The following is a 22,817-nucleotide window of genomic DNA, read 5'->3' on the forward strand; positions in this document are numbered from 1 at the left end:
TAAGAATAAGTTGTTCTAAATCTGGAGTGCCTTGTCACCGCGCCCGATACCGGTCACACCGGAACGGACCGTCTCGAGGATGTCATCTTTTTTCAGCGCACCCAGAAACGCCTCAAGCTTGTCGGCATGGCCGGTCAGCTCAATGGTAAAGCTCTTGTCGGTGACATCAATGATGTTGCCGCGGAAGATATCGGAGAGGCGTTTCACCTCATCACGCTGCCCCATGGTTGAGGCCTTCACCTTGACCATCATCATCTCGCGCTCAATATGACTGCCCTCGGTCAGATCAAGCAGTTTAACCACATCGATCAGCTTGTTGAGCTGTTTGGTGATCTGTTCGATGATCTCCTCAGAGCCGCGAGTAACCAGGGTCATGCGCGACAGTGAAGGATCCTCGGTCACCGCGACCGTCAGCGATTCGATGTTATAACCACGCGCCGAGAAGAGCCCCGCCACACGCGACAGAGCACCCGCCTCGTTTTCCATCAAAATAGAAATTATGTGTCTCATATCAGGATCATCTCCTCCAGACCAGCACCCGCAGGCACCATGGGGAAGACATTCTCGCTCGGGTCGGTGACAAAATTCATAAATACCAAACGATCCTTCAACTTGAAGGCCTCTCTGATCGACTCCTCAACATCGCCCGGCTTCTCGATCTGCATGCCAACGTGACCGTAGGCCTCAGCCAACTTAACAAAATCGGGCTGCACCTCCATCGTCACCTCGGAGTAGCGCTCGTCATAGAAGAACTCCTGCCACTGGCGCACCATGCCGAGGTAACCGTTATTGAGACAGAGGATCTTCACCGGCAGGTTGTACTGTAAACAGGTGGCAAGATCCTGGATATTCATCTGGATACTGCCATCGCCGGTGATACAGGCGACCTTCGCCTTCGGATGTGCGGCCTGAACACCCATCGCTGCCGGCAGACCGAAGCCCATCGTGCCGAGACCACCGGAGTTGATCCAGCGGCGCGGCTTATCAAATTTGTAGAACTGTGCCGCCCACATCTGGTGCTGACCAACATCAGAGGTGACATAGGCATCGCCCTTGGTCACTTCATAGAGCTTGTCGACCACAAACTGCGGTTTGATCTTGCCGGTCTTGGTCTGCTTGTAGCTGAGGCAATCTTTAGCGCGCCACTGTTCGATCTGCTCCCACCATTTGGTAAGCGCGTCTTTATCCTGTTCGGTATCGCTCTCTTTGAGCAGCTTGATCATGTCGCGCACTACGTTACGCACACCACCGACAATCGGCACATCGACCTTAACGTTCTTGGAGATCGAAGCGGGGTCGATATCAACGTGTACGATCTTGGCACGCGGTGCGAACTTGGCGATATTGCCTGTCACGCGATCATCAAAACGGGCACCGATGGCGATCAGCAGATCACAGTGCGAAACCGCCATATTGGCCTCAACAGTACCGTGCATACCGAGCATGCCGACAAACTGTCGATCGGTCGCAGGGTAGCCACCCAGTCCCATCGAGGTGTTGGTAACGGGCGCATTGAGCAGCTTGGCAAGATCGGTCAGCGGTTTGGCAGCGTCATCGAGAATGACACCACCACCGGTATAGAGCATCGGACGCTTTGCCTTCAGCATCATCTCAGTGGCGCGTTTGATCTGTCCCTTGTGACCCTTTACCACCGGATTGTAGGAGCGCATCGAGACGCGTTTCGGATAGGTGTACTTGGTCTTCTCGGCGGTGACATCCTTGGGGATGTCGACCACGACCGGACCGGGACGACCGGTGGTAGCAATGTAGAACGCCTTCTTCAGCGTGGTCGCCAGATCTTTAACATCCTTGACCAGGAAGTTGTGCTTCACGCAGGGACGAGTGATACCAACGGCGTCGACCTCCTGGAAGGCGTCATTACCGATCAGGCTAGTCGGCACCTGACCGGTGATCACCACCATCGGAATCGAGTCGAGATAGGCGGTAGCAATACCGGTCACGGCATTGGTCGCACCCGGCCCCGAAGTTACCAGCACCACGCCCGGCTTACCGGTCGAACGTGCATAACCATCGGCAGCGTGTGTTGCCGCCTGTTCATGACGTGTCAGGATGTGCTGAACGTCACTCTGCTTGTAGATCTCATCATATATATGAAGGACCGCCCCGCCAGGGTAGCCGAAGAGGTGTTCAACCCCTTCATCCTTCAAAAAGCGCACGATGATCTCGGCACCAGTCATTTCCACTGCAATGATCTCCCGCTGAGGTGGTCTGGATGGATAATTCGGAGGTCCAATCCGGCCAGACAGGCTTTTTCGGACACAATCTTAGAAAGCTACTGATATTCGCCCTACAGGTCAAGAGATTGCCCTATTTTCAGGGCATTCAGAGGGTTTTTACGCTATACCCATCAGAGCCATGTTCGATTGCCGATATAGACAGCCGATAACCTCTGCTAATAGAGTATCGGTAATAACAAGAAGGCTTGCGGGAGAAACCCGGTGCGAATAACCATTTTACTAACATCATTGCTAATACTAGCGCCACCAATTGTCGGTGCTGATATCTACAAATGGGTCGACGATCAGGGCATCACTCACTTCACCCAACAGCCCCCTATGAGCCAGCCCGCCGAAACGGTGAAACCACGCGGTATCAAACCACCCGATGACGCCGAGGCGAAGAAGCAGCGTGAGTCGTACTGGGATGCCTTCAAAAAGGATAAGAGCCAGACAGAACCAAAACCGATAAGCGCGGAGAATCAGGCAATTCGGCAGGAGAACTGCAAGCGCGCCAAGGAAAACCTACAGAAGCTAGCCGACAATCCGGGACGTCGCATGCGCGACAATGATGGCAACGTCTACATGATGCCCGAAGAGCAGCGTCAGCAGCGCATGGAAGAGGCTCGCAAACAGATAAAAGAGAACTGCAACTAAGACAGGTACCGCAATGCCCTACCTAAAGATCCAGACCAACGTTGAACTGATCCCCACTAGCCGCGCCGATACGATGAAACGTATCTCCGCACACATTGCCGAACTGCTGGGAAAACCAGAGCGCTACGTGATGATGGCACTTCAAGACGGCACCTCTATGCTCTTCGACGGCAGTGACGACCCAGTCGCCTTTCTCGAACTGAAGAGCCTTGGACTACCCGAAGAGAGGAGCGCTGAATTTTCCGAGGGGCTCTGCGCACTGATCGCCAGTGAGTTTGAGATCGCCACCGACCGGATCTATATCGAGTTCGCTTCACCCGAGCGTCATATGTTTGGCTGGAACAGTGCTACCTTCTAACCATGAAGAGCCTTCTGATTCTTATCCTTATCCTGCTGGGTGGCTTCGCCCTCAGCCTCTATCTAAAACCCGAGCTGCGCGACCAGGTGCAGGATCAGGTTCGCGATATTCCCGGCGCCTCAATTGTCGCCCCCGCAGAGACCACTCTCTACAAATGGCAGGATGCCACGGGACGCTGGCAATACACCGACCGGCCTCCCAGCGACGGTACTGCCTACACAACGATGCCGATTACCCATGACACCAACGTCGTGCCAGCACTCAAGCAGGACGAGGAGTAGCTCCTGGCCTCTCCCGCGCCGCTGCGGGTATCTACCCATGAGTTCGCCGCTGTACCCCCCTAACGCCAACAGATAGAATGGCGCGCTGAAATTCATATAACGAACCGAGGCCGCCCATGCGTCTATCACAATTCCCACTCTCCACGCTCAAAGAGACCCCTGCCAACGCCGAGGTGATCAGTCACCAGCTGATGCTGCGCTCCGGCATGATTCGCAGACTCGCCTCCGGTCTCTATACCTGGATGCCGTTAGGTCTTAAGGTACTGCGCAAGGTGGAGAACATTGTGCGCGAGGAGATGAACCGCGCCGGTGGAGTTGAACTACTGATGCCGGCGGTGCAACCCGCTGAGCTGTGGCAGGAATCGGGACGCTGGGATGCGATGGGCCCCGAGATGCTGCGTCTGAGTGATCGCCACAACCGCGACTTCTGCTTCGGACCGACACACGAAGAGATCATTACCGACCTGGCGCGTAACGAGCTGCGCAGTTACAAACAGCTGCCGATGACCTACTACCAGATCCAGACCAAATTCCGCGACGAGCGTCGCCCCCGCTTTGGTGTGATGCGTGCACGAGAGTTCCTGATGAAGGATGCCTACTCCTTCCATGTCGATGACGCCTCGCTCAAGGAGACCTATCAGGTAATGCACGACGCTTACTCGCGCATCTTCACCCGTCTCGGACTCAACTTCCGGCCAGTGCTGGCCGATACCGGCGCCATCGGTGGCAGTGGCTCACACGAGTTCCACGTGTTGGCCGACTCGGGCGAGGATGCCATCGCCTTCTCTACCGAGAGCGACTACGCCGCCAACATCGAGAAGGCCGAGGCACTGCAGCCACAGGGTGAGCGCCCCGCGCCCTCTGCCGAGATGGCGGTGGTCGAGACCCCCGAGCAGAAAACGATCGAGGAGGTTTCTAACTTCCTCAAGGTCGCAACCGACCAGACCCTCAAGACGTTATTGGTGCACGGTGCCACTGAAGAGGGTGAGCTTGAGGGCGTGGTAGCACTGGTATTGCGTGGCGATCATGAACTCAACGAGATCAAGGCTGAGAATCTGTCGCAGGTCTTTGCCCCTCTGACCATGGCATCCGATGAGGAGATTCGTGCTGCAGTCGGCTGTAGCGCCGGCTCAATCGGACCGCTTGATGTCGGCATTCCGACCATCGTCGATCGCGATGCCGCACAGCTGGCCGATTTTATTTGTGGTGCCAACGAAGACGGAAAACACCTTAGCGGTGTGAACTGGGAGCGTGATCTACCGATGGCGCAGATTGCCGATCTACGCAACGTTGTCGAGGGAGATGCCAGCCCCGACGGCAAGGGTACGTTGACCATCAAACGTGGTATTGAAGTCGGCCACATCTTTCAGCTCGGCGAGAAGTACAGCAAGGCACTTAACGCCACCGTGCTCGATGAATCTGGACGCGAACAGGTGATGACCATGGGCTGTTACGGCATCGGTGTCTCACGCGTGGTCGCGGCAGCGATTGAACAGAATCACGATGATAACGGCATCAGCTGGCCCACCCCGATCGCCCCCTTCCAGGTCGCTCTGCTGCCGATGAATATGCAGAAATCACAACGCCTGCGCGAGGCGATCGAGAAGCTCTATGCCGAGATGAATGAGACCGGGCTCGATGTGGTGCTGGATGATCGCGGTGTTCGCCCCGGCGTGATGTTCGCCGACATTGAGCTGATCGGAATCCCACATCGCGTGGTACTGGGTGAGCGTGGACTCGACAGCGGCATGGTCGAGTACAAGGGTCGCAACGATAGCGACTCCAGAGATATTCCACTGAGTGATCTGGTCGCGTTTCTTAAAGAGGCGTGCGCCGACTAGGTACTACTGAGTGGTAAAGGTGGTGGGGGGTATCTCGTCTGCCAGCTCACACACCACCTGATCCACTTGGGAACCGGGTGAACCAAGCCAGAGCCACTCACTCAATAGATCGACCTGCCCCTCTTCCCCACAGGCGAGCACCTCAACGGTGCCATCGACCAGATTACGCGCATAACCGACCAGGCCCAGCTGTGCAGCACGCTGCTGGGTGGTGGCACGAAACCAGACACCCTGCACTCGTCCAGTGACCCGGCAGCGCTTGCAGACGGTCATGGCAGAATAATCTTCGCCTTTTGACCTAGATAGAGATGGTCGTTGCTGTGTGAAAAGGCGACATCTAGCTGGTGCCCCCCTTCAACAGCACCAATCGATGCAACACGAGCACGATAACGCTGCTTACCCACTACGACCGTTGCCGAGCTGCCGATCTCAATCTTTCTGGCCAGGCTCGATTCGATTTTAGTCACCGCCCGCATCCGTCCTGCATAGGTAACCACCAGCAGTGGTGCTGTCTGTAGCTCACTAACAATTGAAGCGCCCGGCTCAACCAACCGCTCCACCACCCAGGCATCAAAGGGGGCGGAGATGGCACTCCGCTCCAGATCGAGCGTTGTCTCTACCAGTCGCAGCTCTGCGCTTCGCATCGCAAGGGAAGCTGCTGCGAAGTTAACCTTAGACTGCTCATACTCATGATTGGAGAGCACGGTCCGATCGTAGAGTTCATCGGCACGTTGCTGTTCACGCTCAGCCTCCTGAAAGAGCAACCTGGCATGTTCAAGCGCGGCCTCGGCCTCAGCATTGCGTGCCTTAAAGAGACGATCATCGAACTGCAATAGAAGCGCGCCCTGATCAACATGCTGCCCCGGCTCAACATTCACCGCTTTCACCACACCCGAGACGAGCGGTGAGAGTTCAACTCGCTTTGACCAGTCGAGCTTGGCTGCCAGTTCTGCACTCCAGGCCTGAGCAGGCATCGAGAGCAGTAGCGACAGGAAAAGTGTTCTCATAGTTACCGCAGCCATTAATTCTCCCCTACTCATTACCCTTTACTCCTCCAGCCAGCCAGTAACTTCCCGGTCGATTGCCGGTCAGTGCATCGAGCTTCGCCCACGCTAGCAGCAGTTCATAGTCGGTCTTGGTTCGCTGATAACGTGCCTCGGCAAAACGCACCATTGCATCACCAAGATCGGTCTTCACCTCCAGCTCATAGAGCGCCCGGCTCCGATCGAGGTAGAGGTCACGATAGTCAGCCAGCGCCACCATCTCTTCGCGCTTGATATGCAGCAAGCCGATCTGCTGCCACAGCTCCAGCAGCCGCTGATTCATCTCGCGCTGTTCAATAGCGTAGTCGGCCTGCAAGCCGTGTAGAGAGGCACGCGCCTTGGCAACCGCCGCATTTACCCGCCCACCCGTGAAGAGCGGCACATCGAGCACCAACCCGGCACGGAAGGGATCGCGTGAGCCACCGTCACGATTGTAAATGCTGCTCTCCAGCTCACCGCTAAGCTGCGGACGCCCCTCTCGACGCGCCGCCTCAACACGCAGCCGTGCGGCCTCCAACAACTCTCGCTGGGCACGCATACGTGGATTGGATTCAACAGCTGCGGCCAACAGCGTCTCGAACTCAGGCAGCTTACGATCAAGCGCACCCAGCTCCGGTTCGACCAGTTCAGAAGAGAGTTCACCGGGACGATTCAGCGCCGCTGCCAATAGGGCACGCGTGCTGCGCTTCTGGGCACTGCTTGAGGCAACTCGCAGACGCTGGGTCTGATAGTTACTCTCATACTCGAGCAACTCAATATCAGAGAGCTGTCCGAGTTCGTTACGATCCCGCGCCTTGTCGAGGGTGACAAAGGCGATCGCCATCCCCTCGTTATCGACCCCGTTCTGGACATCGGCCAGCAGCACATCAAAAAAGCGCTCCATCACCTCGATCCGTTTCTGATCCTCGGCGCGCCGTAGGTTGAGGCGCTCACCCGTGAGCTGCGCCTCTCCAGCCGCCTCGGCGTGACGGCTCTGGCCAAAGTCATAGAGGCGTTTACGTAGATAGAGATGCGCGCTGCTGTCGTTATGGGATTGATCGGCGGCCAGATCCGCGGGTTCGATCCAGCGCGCCTTACCCTGCAGGCTCAGCTGGGTACCGTTGGCAGCATCGACTGCAAGCAGCTCCGCCTCAGCACGCTGGTAGGCGGCCTCGACACGTTGAAATTGGGGGTGTGACTCCGCATCTGCAACGACAAACGCCTCGCTAAGTGAGAGCGGTTCCGGCAGTGAACCGGCAGCCGATTCAGCCGAGGCCCATGTCGCAACAAGCAGTAGTGCACTGCCGAGCATCCCGGCAGCGATGCATCTCGGCGCGTGGATCATCTGTTCTTCGACGCCTTACGTTTCTCTCGCTTATAGCGGGTGAATGACTGCTTCTGGTAGTGGCCATCGACAAAGTATTCACCCATCCAGAGAAACTCATCGGGACCCGAAGTAGCGCCTGTATAGCGAACCACCTGCTCGCCCTGCAGGTCATAGAAGGCAATCACCGGAGTGGCACGCACCCGGTTTACCTTGAAGGAGAAATCTTTCTGCGACATCGTCTCGCCCTTGAAGTCGACCATCTCCACATCGCCTTCGATATCGATAGCGAAGCTGAGCATGTTCTCCTTGAAGAACTTCTGCACCTCGGGGCGATTTAGCACGGTGCGCTTCATGCGATGACAGAAGGGACACTCGTCCATCTCAAAGAAGATCAGCACCCCCTTTTTGCCCTCCTCCTTGGCGTTGGCCAGCTCCTCCTGCAGATCACCAAAGAACTGATCGAAGAAGTGGACGTACGGATCACGAGTTTCGACCGATGCAGCCTCAATCGTTACGGTAAAGATAAGCAGCGAGATGGCTGCCAGTAGCTGTTTCACGAACGCTCCTCCCTGTCGCGTTTTTCATCTTCAATAAATTGCTCAAGCATCTGTGCCTCAATACCACCCAGATAGCTTCCGACCACCTTACCCTCAGGCGAGACGACAAAGGTGGTTGGCAAACCCTTGAGGGGCTCGAACGATTTAACCGGTTTGTTATTTGTCAGCAGCACTGGATAGGAGATCAATTGGTCATCGACAAAGCTGCCCAGCCGATCACTGTCAATCTGCTCAAAGTTGATTCCCAACACCACTGAGTCGTTATCTTTATGCTTGTCGTGATAACCAATCAGCTCTGGAATCTCCTCAAGGCAGGGTGGACACCAGGTTGCCCAGAAGTTAACCACCACCCACTTGCCACGATAGTCAGAGAGCTTGTGGATCTTGCCATCGACACCCTGCAGCGCAAAATCGGCCGCATCAGCAGCAAACAGCGAGGGGGTAAAAAGGAGTAGAATCAGAGTCAAAATTCGACGCATTACAAACCCTTCCTTACGAGACAAAACCGATCTGATATAAACTGTAGGGAAATTCATAGTCGCACACCTCTCTACCCAAAGACATCAGGGATTACCATGACTCTTATTCGCCAAGATGATTTCATCACAACCGTTGCCGATGCCCTCCAGTTCATCTCTTTTTACCACCCTACTGACTTTATTGAAGCACTTGGAACGGCATACGAAAAGGAGCAATCGCCTGCAGCCCGTGATGCCATCGCGCAGATTCTGACCAATTCGAAGATGTGCGCCGAGGGACACCGACCAATTTGCCAGGATACTGGTATCGTCACAGTGTTCCTCAAGATCGGTATGGGCGTGAGCTGGGAGGCAAGCCAGAGCGTCGAAGAGATGGTCAACGAGGCGGTGCGGCGTGCATACACCGCCGCAGAAAACCCGCTACGCGCCTCGATCGTCAGCGATCCTGCCGGCAAACGCAGCAATACCCGAGATAACACCCCAGCAGTGATCCACACCGAGGTGGTTGCGGGTGACAAGCTCGATATCACCGTCGCCGCCAAGGGAGCAGGATCGGAGAACAAGACCAAGTTTACGGTGCTCAATCCAAGTGACAGCCTGGTTGATTGGGTGGTCAAAACGGTTCCCACTCTGGGTGCAGGCTGGTGTCCACCCGGTATGCTCGGTATCGGTATCGGCGGTACGGCCGAAAAGGCGATGCTGCTGGCCAAAGAGGCGCTGATGGAGCCGATCGATATTCAGCAGCTTCAGGAGCGTGGCGCACAGAATCGTGCCGAGGAGCTACGCCTTGAGATCTACGACAAGGTCAACGCACTGGGTATCGGCGCACAGGGACTCGGTGGTCTCACCACCGTGCTCGATGTAAAGGTCTTCGACTACCCAACCCATGCCGCCTCACTGCCGGTGGCACTGATCCCCAACTGCGCCGCCACCCGCCATGCACATGTGGTGATGGATGGTCGCGGCCCGGTGCTACTCGAGCCACCCAAGCCTGAGACGTGGCCTGCAGTCGAGTGGCAGCCGAGTCCCGATGCACGGGTTGTCGATCTTGAGACCCTGACCCAGACTGATACCAACGATTGGAAGCCGGGCGAAACGCTACTGCTCAACGGCAAGATCCTCACTGGTCGCGATGCGGCCCACAAACGCATCTGTGATCTGCTCGATCGTGGTGAACCGCTGCCCGAGGGGCTCGACTTTACCAACCGCTTCATCTACTACGTCGGACCTGTCGATGCGGTGGGTGATGAGCCGGTCGGACCTGCGGGGCCGACCACTGCAACCCGCATGGACAAGTTCTCCGATCAGATGCTCGACACCGGCCTGCTCGGCATGATTGGCAAGGCGGAGCGTGGTGCAGCAACCATCAACAGTCTTGAGCAGCACCACGGCGTCTACCTGATTGCTACCGGCGGTGCCGCCTATCTGATCTCACGCGCCATTCGTGGATCTCGAGTCATCGCCTTTCCCGAACTAGGCATGGAGGCGATCTACGAGTTCGAGGTGGAGAATATGCCGGTCACCGTAGCGGTCGATGCGCATGGCGGTTCGGTGCACAACAGCGGCCCCGCAGAGTGGCAGGCGAAGATCGGTAAGATTCCCGTCGTAACGGCTTAAGGTCTACTTCTCTGCAGCACGCGAGTGTTTATCACCCGCGTGAGAGAGATAGAGCGCCAACCCGATCAGGGCGATACCACCCGCCAGATAGAGTAGATCGATCGGTGTCTTGAAGGGCATTCCAATGGCGTGCTCAAAGAATTTCACTACCAGAATCATCAGGATCACCTTTGCCAATCGCGCCTTCAGGTCATCAAGACTGTGGATCAGCAGGATATTGGATGAGTTTTCAGAACCTTCCGCCTGATCGATTTTGCTAATAAAGAGTTCATAGAGACCCAACGCAAAGATCAGCAATACTGTCGCCAGTAGATAACCATCAATAATCTCCACCACATGGGTCACTGTGGTACTCCGCAGCTCGTTACGCGCTTCGATTGAGAGCGAGAATGAAGCGTAGTCACCAAGGTGAGAAATCATCACGACTGCATCGATGGTTGCCATATAGAAGACAGCAAAGGCGGTCAGTAGACTCGTGATCACTGCCGAAAGCACTACCAACCGGCTATTCCACAACGCACCTTCGAACCACTTTTCAAGCCGTTTCAACATCACTACTAATCCATATAATTATCTGTCGCGCACGATACACGCAGCTTTCCCCACTTTACAAATAGTATTGGCAAGTTATTCTGTCTGAATATTCACCAGCAGCAAGGTGCAGCGGTTCACGCAGGGAAACCACTAACAAGATGAGAACGCTCCGCCTCACCACCCCAGCGCCTAGCAAACGCATCGATCAATCGATAGTGACAAAACCGAAGGCCTTCAAGGATTGGCTCGACTATCTTCCCTACGCCACCCCGGCCAACGCATTAGAGAAGTTAATCAAGGGTGTTTCCACCCACAACCGCCAGCAGATCTCAACGGCCCACCGCTTCGAGATGCTGGAGATGGTGCAACAGCCCTTTGCAGTCCTGCTCGACGCCTATCTGCAGCCACGCCCCGATCGCGGCACCCTGCCAATAAACAAACGCAATCGTCAGATCGGCAGCGCCCTGCACAAACTCAGCACCGAGATCGCCTTCGGCTACAAGCTGGTTATCAAGCAGAGTCTCGGCAGCTCAATCAAACTCGGCCGACACAAGATTCTCCACCCTTCCCTGCAGCGCGCCATGAAGTACCTGGGCATGACACTGCTCCAATCCTTTATCGACTACACACCAGGCCCGAACAATGTTTGGCGCGAAATTTACCAGATCTACGCATATGCTGAAGAGGCGAAAATTCATGATCAAACGATCAGCGATCAAAACGACCGCTTCAATACCGTCACGACCATCCAACGCCTCTTCAAACAGATCATCCTACTCAGCCTGGTCGACCCCTATCGCCTGCCCGATGGACAGACCTGGCTACTCTTTAACTACCTCAACAACCTTGAGGAGAGCTGCAAGATCACCCCTTTTGGTGAGACAAACAATAATCTTGGATTCTTTGTTGTCGACCTCAACAGCGACCTGATGCCACAACCGCTCACTGATGAGCAACTACTACTCGACGCACCTCAACTGATCGACACACGCACATTGGTCGCACGTGTGAATCAAGAACGTGAATTGGCACAAAAAGGAAATGTACCGGCAAATTTCCCACTACCCACAGAACTCCCCATCAACGACAAGATTCAACTCTTGATTCGGCTACAAAAGGGGTGGACCAGTAAACAATCCCGCAAGATGCCACGCGTTGAAGAGGTTGGGAGAGCGCAGGTATTGTGTGGCCTTGATGCCGTTCACCACCATCTGGCGACCGACCACCCTAAGAGTGAAAACCAAGAGCAGCACAACGATCAGATTGAGATCACCTCTCAGCTGGGTGATCGACTAAAAAACGGAACCCAGGACCATGCGCTTAATCAGTGGCGCCTCATCAACCGAAGCCTCGGCGGGCTCTCACTCGCTGCCAATGCAGCAAGCAACTGCAATCTCACCACCGGCCAACTGCTCGCCATTCATAGCAACGATAAAGAGAGTGACGAGTGGATCATCGCCATTAGTCGTTGGTTGATTTACGACGCCAATCAGAACGAAAACAAGTTCGGCATCCAGTACCTGAGCAAAAAACCGCAGGCAGTCCAAATAAAGGCACAGGTTGGCAGCCAGCTGGAGATGGAGTGGCGCCCAGCCATCACCTTTGAACTCCGGACCAAGAGTGGCATACAGCAGTGCATCGTCTGCGCCAAGGGATTCCACCTGTCGGAACGTGAATTTCAGTTAGTGGAGAACGGAAGTAGCAAAACGATCAATTGTGGACAGCTGGTTGAGACAACATCATTGGGGAGCCGCTATTTTTGCGAAAGTTTGTTTTGGGCATCCAAGCCCAAGCAAACAGCAAAAACTTCACGCGACCGTTTATGCCTGCGGCGCCCGACGTTCTGCGTACGTTGCGTAATCACCTCTTCGCGGCTCTACACAACTCCCTCAGTGACTCTACGCCGACATAAAGCCGCTGCTGCATCTTCTTCGTCGTCCGCTCGCGCTCTCAACTACGAATATGCAGACGGCGTCGACTATCGGGACTAACCGCCCTCACTTCGCTCTCCATGGCGGTCAGCGATCGATTGGTTTGTGTACACCAACTAATTAGACCCCAAAACTGATGGACTTCCCTCAATCCCACGGAAACGAAGGAAGTCCACCTCGAATGCGTTCAAGTCTATTTTTCCTAGGTAAACCACATACAACCACTTGCAACCATTTATAATCAGAATGAAGTACCCATCCCCACTAAGACAAACAATATTATTAAAACCACCAGAAAGGACAACAGAAAAGTGGCCTATGGGATCAATCTCGATTAAACCAGAAACGTATAGATGATTAAAACTCAGACCAGTATTTAATCACTGGTCCATAGTCCGCAATACCATCACCATCGGTATCTGCTCTTATCTGATATTGAACTGAGTCGATCACAGACAATTCCACCCACGTTTCTCCTTTCCCATCACATCGTAACGTTCCAACATATGGAAAACTTTCTGATTCCAATAGTTTAAATGAAGCCGTCGTCACACATTCAACAAAACCGTGATTACTGTCATCTATCTTTCCTGACATAGTGGCTCTGATATCCATATTCACATCAAATACAATAAACACATCTAGGCTTTCAATACTTATCGTTCTATCTCCATTCAGATTAGAAGCTGTGAATGTAAGCGTGAAACCGTACTCTTCAGAATCTAGTCCATCCACATCAAGACTACCTTCCGAATACAATCCAACGAACGCGCTCAAAAATCGCCAGATAGATACCCAACCCCATCAACCTCTTCCTCGATAGGCCATATCGGCACCAAAGATTCGTTATTTTCAGGTTCGTCAACGTCAGAATCACACATTGAATCATCACCCAGAACTGCTGCTCCCTGCGCTTTACTTGGCGCAATGATATTCACACCAGGATCTTCAATAAGAATCTGTGATAGATCATCCGATCCAGGGGCATATACGAAACATGGTTCAATTACATCTAGCTGATTTCCACCATCACAGGGAGGTAATGCGCAGATAGTGCCTAACAGTTGAAACTTAGCTGATTGCACATCACTCGAGGGTCCAAACCATCTCGAATGGTCCATTTGATCAATCCTCGCTACGAAGGAAGTTCGTCCAAATAGATCCAACATCCAAAACAGTCCGAACTCTCGACCATCCGTCGTTTGAACAGCAGTTGCTGTTTGCTCAGCCACCGCACCGCCACTTAGAACCCTTCCACAAAATCTGCAGCATTTAATGGCGAGACCTTGCTGGTTCAATCACCACTGTAATCGCCTCCGGATCTTCAACAACAAGATCGACAGGGTCTACCGCAGCGTCACCGGAGCTTCCGCTCCCGCAACTACTCAAGAAGGTAATAAGAAGAGTTAAAACCGATAGCCATTTCATCCCTGTGCTCCTGCTTCCCTATGGTGCGGAGCCTTGCTGGCCACTCACACAAAATTAGTCCACCGAATAATAATCCTGCTCGATGTTATGTCTAGATGTTATTGCTGATTCTACTGAGCCAAATAGCGGCGATCACACGCCTCAACGTCGCCCAAGGACCAGGGCCTCGTGTCACTGCGTGGCTGGCCGCATTGTCGATTTCAGCGCCACTATGATTGCGGTTGATGGTGAATTGCTGACCAGGGTAGATGAGGTCAGCATCTTCGATCAGGCGCTGATTCTCTTTGTAGACCAGCGGCCAGTGGTAGGCGTTGCTGTAGATCTGCTGCTTGGCGGCGATATCCCAGAGATTGTCACCGTTCATAACACGATATTACTCAGCACCACTATCTGTAACGGTATAACCACGCCCGAGGCGGTTTGATCGGAGAACCGGCACAGCCCACAACGGTGCCAACCAGTGCCAGTGCGGCTAACATTTTTGTTCTGTGGAAAACCCGCATCTGACTCCCCAATTCAAACCATTATTATTGAACCGAGAAGGTTTAACAGTCGGTCAATCGCAGGCAAGCTATTGCTGACTACTTACCTCTTACTGTCATCTGGCGCGCTTCAATTGCCAGTGAACGTGCCTCTTCGGCATTCTTTCTTGCGGCGCGATACTCTCCCGCTTCAAGACTCCTCTCCGCCTTCTGCATCAGCCGTTCGGCTTTTGCCATCATGGCGGGGGCTGACTCCATGGCACCGCTATCCTGCGCTGCACGCAAGGCCTGACGGGCATCGGACATCTCCTGTGCCGGCACGGCGGCACAGCCTGCCACCACGACCAGTAGGGTAATGAGAAACAGACGCACTCTTTTTGTTATATTGCGACTCACTTGCGGTAGGACTCCCTAAAAACCAGCTAGTTATGCTATCTGGAGAGCCTACCACGCACCGCAAAAGGGCATCAACAACCGATAACCGAGATTGAGAACATGACCAACAACACCATCAAGCTCTACCACAACCCCCGCTGCTCCAAATCACGCCAGACCCTGCAGTTGCTTGAGCAGCAGGGCGTTGAGCCACAGATTGTTGAGTATCTAACAACCCCACCTACTGTCGTGGAGCTAACTGAGATTCTCGAGATGCTTGGGCTTGAACCACGCGAGCTGATGCGTAACAAGGAGGCGGAGTACCAGGAGAACGGGCTCGACAACCCAGAGCTAAGTCGTGAGCAGCTGATTGAGGCAATGGTCAACACACCCAAACTGATTGAGCGCCCGATTGTGATCAGCAACGGCAGGGCCGCGATTGGCCGCCCACCGGAGAAGGTATTGGAGATCGTCAAATGAGTGAAGTCCTGGTGCTCTATTACAGCCGCCACGGCGCTACCGCTGAGATGGCTCAACAGATTGGTCGTGGCATCGAGGAGATCAGTGGTGTCGAGGCGAGGATTCGTACCGTCCCCGCCGTCTCCACCGTCTGCGAGGCCGTTGAGGACGATATCCCCGAGAGCGGTGCGCCCTATGTCTCCGCTGACGATATGCGCGAGTGCATCGGTTTGGCTGTGGGTAGTCCAACCCGCTTTGGTAACATGGCGGCACCAATGAAGTACTTCATCGACTCAACCAGCAATCTCTGGCTGGCTGGCGAGATGATCGACAAACCCGCCACCGTCTTTACCTCCAGTTCCAGCCTGCACGGCGGCCAGGAGAGCACTCTGCTAAGCATGATGCTGCCGCTGATGCATCACGGCATGTTGGTTATGGGCCTCCCTTATAGCGAGAGTGACCTGCTCACCACCACAACTGGCGGCACTCCCTATGGCGCCAGCCACCTTGCAGGCAGTGATAGTCAGCTACCACTCAGCGATGAAGAGAAACGGCTCTGTCGGGCACAGGGCAAGCGCCTTGCCGAGTGTGCGGTTGCGATGAATAGCAAACGAAGCGGCAACAGCTGATGCAGCGCGTCAAACTTGCACAGGCCACGGCACTGACCGGCTACTTCGGTCTAATCTTTCTACTGCTGCTGTGGAATATCTGGATCGCCCCCTCGAAACACTTTCCGATCAGCCTGGTACTGATCGTGCTGGTGGTACCCCTACTCTTTCCACTACGCGGCCTGCTACACGGCCGTAGCTACACCTACGCCTGGAGCAGCATGCTCTCACTGCTCTACCTCGCACTCGGCATTATGGAAGCAGTCACCAAGCCCTATGAAGTAACGCAGACACCGGAGCGACTACTCGGCATTATCGAGATTATCTTTAGTGTGATGCTGTTTGTCGGCGCGATCCTCTACGTACGCTTAAAAGCACGAGCGGACCGTGCCGCAGCACTAGAGGAAGAGACTAAGGATTGAGTACCGACTTGATGAAGGGGATGGTCAGGCGTCGCTGCTCGATCATCGACGCCTCATCAAGCCGGTCCAGCAGCGAGAAGAGCAGCCCCTGCCCTCGCGGCGCATGGCGTAACAGATAGGTTGCCGACTCATCGGGTAGTTCCAGACCTCGCCGCTGTGCCAGCGTTTTTAGTGCCTGCTGCTTCTGCTCATCGTCGAGTGGTTGCAGCTGAAAGGTAAGCCCCCAGGCAAGACGACTCTTCAAATCATTGAGCTTTACCGACAGAGAGGCCGGTGCCACATCTGCACTTACTAGCAGAATACCGCCCGCTTCCTGCAGACGATTAAAGAGGTGGAACAGTGCCTCTTCCCAATCGGCTCGCCCTGCCACCTGCCCCACATCGTCAAGACAGACCAGCTCAAGCGACTCAAACCCCTCGATCATCTCGGGCGGCCAGCTCTCCGCCTCACCGAGTGGCAGGTAGGTCGAGCTCATCCCAGACTCCGCAGCCAGATGACAGGCAGCCTGCAGCAGATGCGACTTACCAACCTCACCGCCACCCCAGAGATAGATCACTGCCGACTCACCAACAGAAAGCGCTGTACGAATGGCGTTGAGCGCCTGATCGTTATCGGTGGTGAAGTAGTTTTCAAAAGTGGCGGCTTCGCGCAGTGCGATGCCAAGGGGGAGCTGCATCATAGGGCGTTATCTCACCATTCAATCAGGCGTCGTGTTGGTCGACACCTTCCAGTTCAACCGCCACACTCCCCTCATCGTAGAGCGCGCTGTCGAGATACTCCTGATGTAGATGGCGAACCATCACCATAATCACCGCAGCCACTGGCAGCGCCAACAGTACACCGAGGAAACCAAACAGCTGACCACCCGCCAGCACCGCAAAGATCACCGCCACTGGGTGGAGGCCGATACGATCTCCCACCAGCTTCGGTGTCAACACCATGCCTTCGAGCAGCTGCCCAACAATAAAGGGCACAAAGACCAGCACAATCGGTAACACATCCTGAAACTGCATCAACGCAGCAACACCAGCCACGACCACGCCGACGATCAGACCTAGATAGGGAACGAAACTGACCAATCCCGCCAGCACACCAATCAGTAGCGCCAGCTCCAGCCCCACCATCCAGAGACCGAGCGTGTAGATGGTTGCCAGCGCCAGCATCACCAACATCTGTCCGCGCAGGAACGCACCCAGCACCTCATCCGACTCCAGTGTCAGCAGCGTGACGCGTGGTTCGATACGACGCGGTAACATCTCGTGGATGTGAGCGACCAGGATGTCCCAGTCCCGCAGAAGATAGAAGGTCACCACCGGAATCAGCAGCAGGTTGGCGGCCAGTGCCAACAACGCCATACCCGATTGCGAAGCGCCAGCAATCAGCTGGCCGATGACATCACTGCCCTCGCCCCAGTGCTGGCGAATGGCGTTGAAGATTAGCTGCGGATCGATCGCTTCGATCTCGATACCTAGCTGCTGCAGCCACGGCAGCATTTTGCCCTGTAGCATTTCGAAGTAGCCCGGCAGGTTACCGATCAGAATCCCCAACTGTTTACCGAGAATCGGTACCAGTAGAAACAGCACAATCATCAATACCGAGAGGATGGCAGCAAAGACGATCGTGACCGAAACGGTACGCGAGAGACGCTTAGCCTCCAGTCGATCAACAAGGGGATCGCCAAGATAGGCGAGCAGCCCACCCGCCATAAAGGGGACCAGGACTGGCCCCAGCAGATAGAGTAACCACCCCGCACCAGCCACTCCACCAATCACCATCCAGCGCTGTGAATCACTCATGCGCTTACTCCCTGTGCTTTCCTGAGACATTATTCAACCATTGAGTAGATAGGTAACTACGGCAGACGATAGTAGAGGCGTGAGACCTGGCTCAGCCCCGCCTCTTCGGCCTCGATATCGGCCTCGAGCGACATCGACTCGTAGCTGCGTTCATGCAACACCTTGCCGAGTGCGATAGCCCGACGTAGCGCATCCTCACCGCCCTTGGCCACCGCCTTGAAAATGACACTGTTACCACCAACTCGCTCCGCCGTTACCGACTCAATCGGATCGAGAGAGGTGAGATACGCGGAGACCTTGGCGTACTGTTTCAAATCATTAATACCGAGCACGCTGATCGCAATCTGCTCATTGAACTCAATCGAACCATCCACTGAAAAGCGCGCCGCGAGCATATCGGCTGCCGCATGTACGCCACGACCGAGCACAATGTCGGTCTGCGCCAACGGGGCATTCCAGCTCTGTCCCATGAACTCCTCTTTGGGATTGGCGTAGAGGGTCCAGCGTGATGCCCAGCTACCGGCACTGGTCGGGTAGATGCGGGCCACCAGAATGGCATCTGCACGGTAGCGCTGCGAGGCGAGGATCAGCTCCTCACTGGCGTTGGCCCAGACATCCATCAGGTGCACCTTGGCCTGATCCTCAACGTCCATTGCAGGCAGTATCAGTGGCAATCCACGCTCAGCAGCGGCCTCCTGCAACAACGCGCGCCAGGATGATTCGCTCTGACTATCGAGCAGGTAGCGACTTCCCTGCTCCTCAACCGCAAGCCAGACAATGGCCTGTGGACGATTCTTGCCCCACACGGGTCGGCCGATGCGCTCCAGAAGCCGCTCAACCGCTTTCTGGTCGAAGCTGACGTGCATTTTCAACACCTCAATCGCGCTCTGCGTCTCATCCTCTGCGGCAACCTTATCGCTGCGATAGCGGTACTGCTGCAGATAGCGCGACGCACCTCTTAACTCGGCAGCCACCTCAGGACTCTCGGCAATCGCATCCACACCCGAGATCTTGACCAGCACCTCGGCAAAGGCATCAACCAGCGCACGGTTACGCTCGCCTGCCGACTGATCGGCCACGATCACCTCAGTCTCATTGAGACCAGAGACCTCTACCGCAGCGAGGTTCGTCACAAAGAGAAACGACAGGATCGCCCCCAGCAGCAGCTTTTCAACGCTTTTCAATCGAATTCCACCCTTTTTAGCGCTATTGAATGCGCCATCACAGCGCAGTTGCGGTTACAATAGCAAATTACGCAATTGCAAAGAAACGAAACACTCCGGAGCCCAATGTGAACAGCAACGACCCAGCCGCGAATAAAGGTACTTCACTCAGCTATCAGGACGCGGGCGTCGATATCGAGGCGGGCAACCGACTGATCGATCGCATCAAGCCGATTGCGGCGAAAACACAGCGTCCCGGCATCCTCGGTGGCCTGGGCGGCTTCGGTGCACTTTTCGAGCTGCCGCTCGATCGCTACAAAGAGCCGGTATTGGTCTCGGGAACCGATGGCGTCGGCACCAAGCTGAAGCTGGCGATGGAGATGGGTAAACACGACACCATCGGTATCGATCTGGTGGCGATGTGCGCCAACGACTTGATCGTACAGGGCGCTGAACCACTTTTCTTCCTCGACTACTACGCCACCGGCAAGCTCGACATCGACACCGCCGCTGAGGTAGTTGCCGGTATCGGTCGTGGCTGTGAACTCTCTGGTGCCGCGCTCACCGGCGGTGAGACGGCCGAGATGCCCGGTATGTACCAGGAGGGTGACTACGACCTGGCTGGCTTTTGTGTCGGTGTGGTGGAGAAGAGTCGCATCATCGACGGCAGCAAGGTCGCTGCGGGTGACAAGCTGATCGGCATCGCCTCCTCCGGCCCCCACTCCAACGGCTACTCGCTAATTCGCAAGATCCTTGAGGTCAGCGAGACACCGCTCGATCAGCCCTTCGAGGAGAGCACCATCGGCGCGGCACTGCTCGAACCGACCAAGCTCTATATCAAGTCACTGCTGTCACTCTTCGAACAGGTCGATGTACACGCACTTGCCCACATCACCGGCGGTGGCCTGACCGAGAACCTGCCACGCGTAATGCCGGAGGGGACCTCAGCGAAGATTGATGCCAACAGCTGGCAGCGTCCGGCCATCTTCAACTGGCTGCAGGAGAAGGGTGGCGTGATCAAGGAGGAGATGTACCGCACCTTCAACTGCGGTATCGGTATGGTGGTCTGTGTAGCGGCAGCAGATGCAGACAAGAGCCTGGAGCTGCTTTCAGCAGCTGGAGAGCAGGCCTCGATCATCGGCACCATCGAAGCCGGTACGGATGGCGAACAGGTCACCATCGAGGAGTAGTCGCTTTGCAGGAGTCCGCAAAACGGCTACCGATCGTCGTTCTAATCTCTGGCGGCGGCAGCAATCTGCAGGCGATCATCGACGCAGCCAACAACGATCTGCCGGTCGAGATTCGTGCTGTGATCAGCAATCGCAGCGACGCCTATGGGCTTGAGCGCGCGCAGCAGGCAGCCATCCCTACCGCTGTGCTCGACCACACGCACTACGAGGGTCGCGAGGCGTTCGATACGGCACTGATTGAACTGATCGACAGCCACCAGCCACAGCTGGTGGTGCTGGCGGGCTTCATGCGCATCCTCACCCCGGAGTTTGTACGCCACTATCAGGGGCGACTGATCAATATCCACCCCTCGCTGCTGCCCGAGTTTCGTGGTCTGCACACCCACCGCCGCGCCATCGAAGCTGCCGCCTCGCACCACGGTGCCACGGTCCACTTCGTCACCGATGAACTCGATGGTGGTCCACTGATCCTGCAGGCGCAGGTGCCGGTGCTGGCCGATGACAGCGAGGAACTTCTCGCCGCACGGGTGCTCGAACAGGAACATAAGATCTACCCGCTGGCGATTCGCTGGTTTGCAGAGGGACGACTGGAGATGAGGGATCACACCGTAGTGCTGGACAATCAACCGCTAGAAAAACCCGCACAGCTTGAGGCGTAGTTGATAGCTCTTACCATGCAACTATCTCGATTTCTGATAACGCTATTATTGATCATCACACTCGGCACGGCCTCTGCCGAGCCACAGCTGATCCCCTACTCCGCAGACTACATTCTCAACAAGAGCGGCCTGGCAATCGCCGAGGGACGTTTCAAACTCAAGCAGAACAGTACGGGGAATTACACCTACGAATCCCGCTCGACACCCGTTAGTGTCGTCTCCTGGTTCCGCAGTGATGAGATTCTTGAGCAGACCACCTGGAGCGTGAGCGATAGCCACGTCACACCCAGTTTCTATCGTTACGAACATACCGGGATCGATGATGAGAAGATGATCCACGTCAGCTTCGATTACGATGCCGAACGAGTCACTACCCGCGTCAACAGCGCCCCCTGGAGCATGGAACTGGAGGCGGGCATGCAGGACAAGATGAGTGTGCAGATGGCCCTACAGCTGGCACTGATGGCTGGAGAGCGGGGGCGCTTTGAGTACCGCGTCGCCGATGGCGGCACGCCGAAGACCTTCAGCTTCCTCTATCAAGGCGAAGAGGTCATCAAGACACCACTCGGAAAATTCCACACCCTGCGGGTCAAACGCGAGAACGACAAACGCGGCACCACCATGTGGTTTGCGCCTGAACTGAACTATATTCCGGTGCGGGTCGAGCAGAAGAAGAAGGGAATGAACCTGCTGATCAAAAAGTTGAAGGGACTACCGCTCCCAGACAGCAAGAGCGGCAGTTAAACCTGACTGTTACGCCTTGGGTAGGGTAACGCCTGTCTGCCCCTGATACTTTCCACCACGATCACCGTAAGAGGTTTCACAGATCTCATCCGACTCGAAGAAGAGCATCTGTGCCACACCCTCGTTGGCGTAGATCTTCGCCGGCAGTGGCGTGGTGTTTGAGAACTCCAGCGTCACGTGACCTTCCCACTCCGGTTCCAGCGGGGTGACGTTAACGATAATGCCACAGCGGGCGTAGGTCGATTTACCAAGGCAGACCGTCAGCACGCTACGTGGAATGCGGAAAAACTCCACCGTGCGCGCCAGCGCAAAGGAGTTGGGCGGGATGATGCAGACATCGGACTTCACATCGACAAAACTGTTCTCATCAAACGCCTTCGGATCGACCACCGCCGAGTTGATGTTGGTGAAGATCTTGAACTCATCGGCGCAGCGCACATCGTAGCCGTAACTCGAGGTGCCGTATGAGACGATCCGCTCACCATTGACCTCGCGCACCTGCCCCGGCTCGAAGGGTTCGATCATCCCCTCACTCTCGGCCATGCGTCGGATCCACTTGTCGGCTTTGATACTCATCCTATTCCTCTCAACTGTGACATTGTCGCTCTTGTGCATCCCTGCACCCGCGACATACCGTCCATCCCTGGACA

General features: G+C 55.4%; 28 protein-coding genes. 12 read left to right on the forward strand and 16 right to left on the reverse strand.

The genetic code is table 11. From position 1 onward, the window contains the following. Positions 1-15 precede the first annotated feature (15 nt). Positions 16-510, reverse strand: coding sequence for an acetolactate synthase small subunit (gene ilvN / locus HUE57_RS15605; RefSeq protein WP_078482785.1), 495 nt, complete (start codon positions 508-510; stop codon positions 16-18). After that, positions 507-2,204, reverse strand: a complete 1,698-nt coding sequence (locus tag HUE57_RS15610; protein ID WP_078482784.1) for an acetolactate synthase 3 large subunit — start codon at positions 2,202-2,204, stop codon at positions 507-509. Before HUE57_RS15610 ends, ilvN begins: the two co-directional genes overlap by 4 nt. Before the next feature lie 255 nt (positions 2,205-2,459). Here HUE57_RS15610 and HUE57_RS15615 point away from each other — a divergent pair, with 255 nt between their 5' ends. The 4 genes from HUE57_RS15615 to HUE57_RS15630 all read left to right on the forward strand — a co-directional run bounded on the left by HUE57_RS15615 (position 2,460) and on the right by HUE57_RS15630 (position 5,374). Continuing rightward, a complete protein-coding gene (locus tag HUE57_RS15615) occupies positions 2,460-2,894 on the forward strand; it encodes a DUF4124 domain-containing protein (RefSeq protein WP_172840136.1) in 435 nt (144 codons plus the stop codon). Between the two features lie 13 nt (positions 2,895-2,907). Then, positions 2,908-3,252 (forward strand): phenylpyruvate tautomerase MIF-related protein, encoded by a 345-nt coding sequence (locus HUE57_RS15620; RefSeq protein ID WP_078482782.1) that lies wholly within the window; start codon positions 2,908-2,910, stop codon positions 3,250-3,252. Positions 3,253-3,254: 2 nt separating this feature from the next. Next, positions 3,255-3,533: a DUF4124 domain-containing protein gene (locus HUE57_RS15625; RefSeq protein ID WP_078482781.1), complete on the forward strand. Its 279-nt coding sequence runs from the start codon at positions 3,255-3,257 to the stop codon at positions 3,531-3,533. A gap of 116 nt (positions 3,534-3,649) precedes the next feature. Continuing rightward, on the forward strand, positions 3,650-5,374 hold the full coding sequence (locus HUE57_RS15630; protein WP_078482780.1) for a proline--tRNA ligase: 1,725 nt from the start codon (positions 3,650-3,652) through the stop codon (positions 5,372-5,374). Positions 5,375-5,377: 3 nt separating this feature from the next. Here HUE57_RS15630 and HUE57_RS15635 read toward each other — a convergent pair whose 3' ends face one another. Genes HUE57_RS15635 through HUE57_RS15655 form a run of 5 tightly spaced genes read right to left on the reverse strand, consistent with a single transcriptional unit; the run spans position 5,378 to position 8,759 of the window. Then, a complete protein-coding gene (locus HUE57_RS15635; protein WP_078482779.1) occupies positions 5,378-5,647 on the reverse strand; it encodes an acylphosphatase in 270 nt (89 codons plus the stop codon). Further along, complete coding sequence (locus HUE57_RS15640; protein ID WP_078482778.1) at positions 5,644-6,414, reverse strand: efflux RND transporter periplasmic adaptor subunit; 771 nt, start codon at positions 6,412-6,414, stop codon at positions 5,644-5,646. The genes HUE57_RS15635 and HUE57_RS15640 overlap by 4 nt, the downstream gene beginning before the upstream one ends. Further along, positions 6,407-7,741, reverse strand: a complete 1,335-nt coding sequence (locus HUE57_RS15645; RefSeq protein ID WP_078482777.1) for a TolC family protein — start codon at positions 7,739-7,741, stop codon at positions 6,407-6,409. The genes HUE57_RS15640 and HUE57_RS15645 overlap by 8 nt, the downstream gene beginning before the upstream one ends. Further along, positions 7,738-8,280 carry a thioredoxin family protein gene (locus HUE57_RS15650; RefSeq protein ID WP_236725629.1) on the reverse strand — a complete coding sequence of 181 codons (543 nt, stop codon included), beginning with the start codon at positions 8,278-8,280 and terminating at the stop codon, positions 7,738-7,740. The genes HUE57_RS15645 and HUE57_RS15650 overlap by 4 nt, the downstream gene beginning before the upstream one ends. Then, on the reverse strand, positions 8,277-8,759 hold the full coding sequence (locus tag HUE57_RS15655; RefSeq protein WP_078482776.1) for a TlpA disulfide reductase family protein: 483 nt from the start codon (positions 8,757-8,759) through the stop codon (positions 8,277-8,279). The genes HUE57_RS15650 and HUE57_RS15655 overlap by 4 nt, the downstream gene beginning before the upstream one ends. A gap of 96 nt (positions 8,760-8,855) precedes the next feature. On the opposite strand from HUE57_RS15655, the gene HUE57_RS15660 reads away from it, so the two are divergent. Beyond that, complete coding sequence (locus HUE57_RS15660; RefSeq protein WP_078482775.1) at positions 8,856-10,376, forward strand: fumarate hydratase; 1,521 nt, start codon at positions 8,856-8,858, stop codon at positions 10,374-10,376. A gap of 3 nt (positions 10,377-10,379) precedes the next feature. Here HUE57_RS15660 and HUE57_RS15665 read toward each other — a convergent pair whose 3' ends face one another. Beyond that, positions 10,380-10,928 carry a YqhA family protein gene (locus HUE57_RS15665; RefSeq protein WP_078482774.1) on the reverse strand — a complete coding sequence of 183 codons (549 nt, stop codon included), beginning with the start codon at positions 10,926-10,928 and terminating at the stop codon, positions 10,380-10,382. A 140-nt stretch (positions 10,929-11,068) separates the two neighbouring features. Here HUE57_RS15665 and HUE57_RS15670 point away from each other — a divergent pair, with 140 nt between their 5' ends. Continuing rightward, complete coding sequence (locus tag HUE57_RS15670; protein ID WP_174673497.1) at positions 11,069-12,901, forward strand: hypothetical protein; 1,833 nt, start codon at positions 11,069-11,071, stop codon at positions 12,899-12,901. 297 nt (positions 12,902-13,198) lie between these two features. Here HUE57_RS15670 and HUE57_RS15675 read toward each other — a convergent pair whose 3' ends face one another. The 4 genes from HUE57_RS15675 to HUE57_RS15690 all read right to left on the reverse strand — a co-directional run bounded on the left by HUE57_RS15675 (position 13,199) and on the right by HUE57_RS15690 (position 15,147). Further along, entirely contained in the window at positions 13,199-13,618 is a 420-nt protein-coding gene (locus HUE57_RS15675; RefSeq protein ID WP_174673498.1) for a hypothetical protein, read from the reverse strand. Beyond that, on the reverse strand, positions 13,615-14,073 hold the full coding sequence (locus HUE57_RS15680) for a hypothetical protein (RefSeq protein ID WP_174673499.1): 459 nt from the start codon (positions 14,071-14,073) through the stop codon (positions 13,615-13,617). The genes HUE57_RS15675 and HUE57_RS15680 overlap by 4 nt, the downstream gene beginning before the upstream one ends. A 287-nt stretch (positions 14,074-14,360) precedes the next feature. Beyond that, entirely contained in the window at positions 14,361-14,633 is a 273-nt protein-coding gene (locus HUE57_RS15685; protein ID WP_236860623.1) for a LysM peptidoglycan-binding domain-containing protein, read from the reverse strand. A 217-nt stretch (positions 14,634-14,850) separates the two neighbouring features. After that, positions 14,851-15,147: a DUF4398 domain-containing protein gene (locus tag HUE57_RS15690; protein ID WP_236860624.1), complete on the reverse strand. Its 297-nt coding sequence runs from the start codon at positions 15,145-15,147 to the stop codon at positions 14,851-14,853. A 99-nt stretch (positions 15,148-15,246) separates the two neighbouring features. Here HUE57_RS15690 and arsC point away from each other — a divergent pair, with 99 nt between their 5' ends. Genes arsC through HUE57_RS15705 form a run of 3 tightly spaced genes read left to right on the forward strand, consistent with a single transcriptional unit; the run spans position 15,247 to position 16,615 of the window. Further along, complete coding sequence (gene arsC / locus HUE57_RS15695) at positions 15,247-15,606, forward strand: arsenate reductase (glutaredoxin) (RefSeq protein WP_078482771.1); 360 nt, start codon at positions 15,247-15,249, stop codon at positions 15,604-15,606. After that, a complete protein-coding gene (wrbA, locus tag HUE57_RS15700) occupies positions 15,603-16,214 on the forward strand; it encodes an NAD(P)H:quinone oxidoreductase (RefSeq protein ID WP_078482770.1) in 612 nt (203 codons plus the stop codon). The genes arsC and wrbA overlap by 4 nt, the downstream gene beginning before the upstream one ends. After that, positions 16,214-16,615, forward strand: a complete 402-nt coding sequence (locus HUE57_RS15705; protein WP_078482769.1) for a DUF2069 domain-containing protein — start codon at positions 16,214-16,216, stop codon at positions 16,613-16,615. Before wrbA ends, HUE57_RS15705 begins: the two co-directional genes overlap by 1 nt. On the opposite strand, the gene hda is transcribed toward HUE57_RS15705, so the two are convergent. From hda to HUE57_RS15720, 3 genes are read right to left on the reverse strand one after another with little or no spacing between them, the layout of a single operon-like run. Further along, on the reverse strand, positions 16,605-17,294 hold the full coding sequence (gene hda, locus HUE57_RS15710; RefSeq protein WP_078482768.1) for a DnaA regulatory inactivator Hda: 690 nt from the start codon (positions 17,292-17,294) through the stop codon (positions 16,605-16,607). The two genes, HUE57_RS15705 and hda, sit on opposite strands and share 11 nt — an antisense overlap. Before the next feature lie 22 nt (positions 17,295-17,316). Further along, positions 17,317-18,411 (reverse strand): AI-2E family transporter, encoded by a 1,095-nt coding sequence (locus HUE57_RS15715; RefSeq protein ID WP_078482767.1) that lies wholly within the window; start codon positions 18,409-18,411, stop codon positions 17,317-17,319. A 56-nt stretch (positions 18,412-18,467) separates the two neighbouring features. Further along, entirely contained in the window at positions 18,468-19,595 is a 1,128-nt protein-coding gene (locus HUE57_RS15720; RefSeq protein ID WP_172840132.1) for a DUF2066 domain-containing protein, read from the reverse strand. A 107-nt stretch (positions 19,596-19,702) separates the two neighbouring features. On the opposite strand from HUE57_RS15720, the gene purM reads away from it, so the two are divergent. The 3 genes from purM to HUE57_RS15735 are packed head-to-tail and all read left to right on the forward strand — an operon-like array spanning position 19,703 to position 22,167. Beyond that, positions 19,703-20,764 carry a phosphoribosylformylglycinamidine cyclo-ligase gene (purM, locus tag HUE57_RS15725; protein WP_236725627.1) on the forward strand — a complete coding sequence of 354 codons (1,062 nt, stop codon included), beginning with the start codon at positions 19,703-19,705 and terminating at the stop codon, positions 20,762-20,764. A gap of 5 nt (positions 20,765-20,769) precedes the next feature. After that, positions 20,770-21,423: a phosphoribosylglycinamide formyltransferase gene (gene purN / locus HUE57_RS15730; protein ID WP_078482764.1), complete on the forward strand. Its 654-nt coding sequence runs from the start codon at positions 20,770-20,772 to the stop codon at positions 21,421-21,423. Between the two features lie 15 nt (positions 21,424-21,438). Then, positions 21,439-22,167 carry a DUF3108 domain-containing protein gene (locus tag HUE57_RS15735; protein ID WP_078482763.1) on the forward strand — a complete coding sequence of 243 codons (729 nt, stop codon included), beginning with the start codon at positions 21,439-21,441 and terminating at the stop codon, positions 22,165-22,167. Between the two features lie 9 nt (positions 22,168-22,176). Here HUE57_RS15735 and dcd read toward each other — a convergent pair whose 3' ends face one another. Beyond that, positions 22,177-22,743 carry a dCTP deaminase gene (gene dcd / locus HUE57_RS15740; RefSeq protein WP_078482762.1) on the reverse strand — a complete coding sequence of 189 codons (567 nt, stop codon included), beginning with the start codon at positions 22,741-22,743 and terminating at the stop codon, positions 22,177-22,179. Between the last annotated feature and the right edge of the window lie 74 nt (positions 22,744-22,817).

The organism is Candidatus Reidiella endopervernicosa, assembly GCF_013343005.1.
Lineage (GTDB): Bacteria > Pseudomonadota > Gammaproteobacteria.

Coding starts and splice junctions, on each gene's coding strand:
- ilvN (WP_078482785.1), bottom strand. CDS start 510: ATGAGACACATAATTTCTATTTTGATGGAAAACGAGGCGGGTGCTCTG.
- HUE57_RS15620 (WP_078482782.1), top strand. CDS start 2,908: ATGCCCTACCTAAAGATCCAGACCAACGTTGAACTGATCCCCACTAGC.
- HUE57_RS15625 (WP_078482781.1), top strand. CDS start 3,255: ATGAAGAGCCTTCTGATTCTTATCCTTATCCTGCTGGGTGGCTTCGCC.
- HUE57_RS15630 (WP_078482780.1), top strand. CDS start 3,650: ATGCGTCTATCACAATTCCCACTCTCCACGCTCAAAGAGACCCCTGCC.
- HUE57_RS15635 (WP_078482779.1), bottom strand. CDS start 5,647: ATGACCGTCTGCAAGCGCTGCCGGGTCACTGGACGAGTGCAGGGTGTC.
- HUE57_RS15640 (WP_078482778.1), bottom strand. CDS start 6,414: ATGAGTAGGGGAGAATTAATGGCTGCGGTAACTATGAGAACACTTTTC.
- HUE57_RS15645 (WP_078482777.1), bottom strand. CDS start 7,741: ATGATCCACGCGCCGAGATGCATCGCTGCCGGGATGCTCGGCAGTGCA.
- HUE57_RS15655 (WP_078482776.1), bottom strand. CDS start 8,759: ATGCGTCGAATTTTGACTCTGATTCTACTCCTTTTTACCCCCTCGCTG.
- HUE57_RS15660 (WP_078482775.1), top strand. CDS start 8,856: ATGACTCTTATTCGCCAAGATGATTTCATCACAACCGTTGCCGATGCC.
- HUE57_RS15665 (WP_078482774.1), bottom strand. CDS start 10,928: ATGTTGAAACGGCTTGAAAAGTGGTTCGAAGGTGCGTTGTGGAATAGC.
- HUE57_RS15670 (WP_174673497.1), top strand. CDS start 11,069: ATGAGAACGCTCCGCCTCACCACCCCAGCGCCTAGCAAACGCATCGAT.
- HUE57_RS15685 (WP_236860623.1), bottom strand. CDS start 14,633: ATGAACGGTGACAATCTCTGGGATATCGCCGCCAAGCAGCAGATCTAC.
- arsC (WP_078482771.1), top strand. CDS start 15,247: ATGACCAACAACACCATCAAGCTCTACCACAACCCCCGCTGCTCCAAA.
- wrbA (WP_078482770.1), top strand. CDS start 15,603: ATGAGTGAAGTCCTGGTGCTCTATTACAGCCGCCACGGCGCTACCGCT.
- HUE57_RS15705 (WP_078482769.1), top strand. CDS start 16,214: ATGCAGCGCGTCAAACTTGCACAGGCCACGGCACTGACCGGCTACTTC.
- hda (WP_078482768.1), bottom strand. CDS start 17,294: ATGATGCAGCTCCCCCTTGGCATCGCACTGCGCGAAGCCGCCACTTTT.
- HUE57_RS15715 (WP_078482767.1), bottom strand. CDS start 18,411: ATGAGTGATTCACAGCGCTGGATGGTGATTGGTGGAGTGGCTGGTGCG.
- HUE57_RS15735 (WP_078482763.1), top strand. CDS start 21,439: ATGCAACTATCTCGATTTCTGATAACGCTATTATTGATCATCACACTC.
- dcd (WP_078482762.1), bottom strand. CDS start 22,743: ATGAGTATCAAAGCCGACAAGTGGATCCGACGCATGGCCGAGAGTGAG.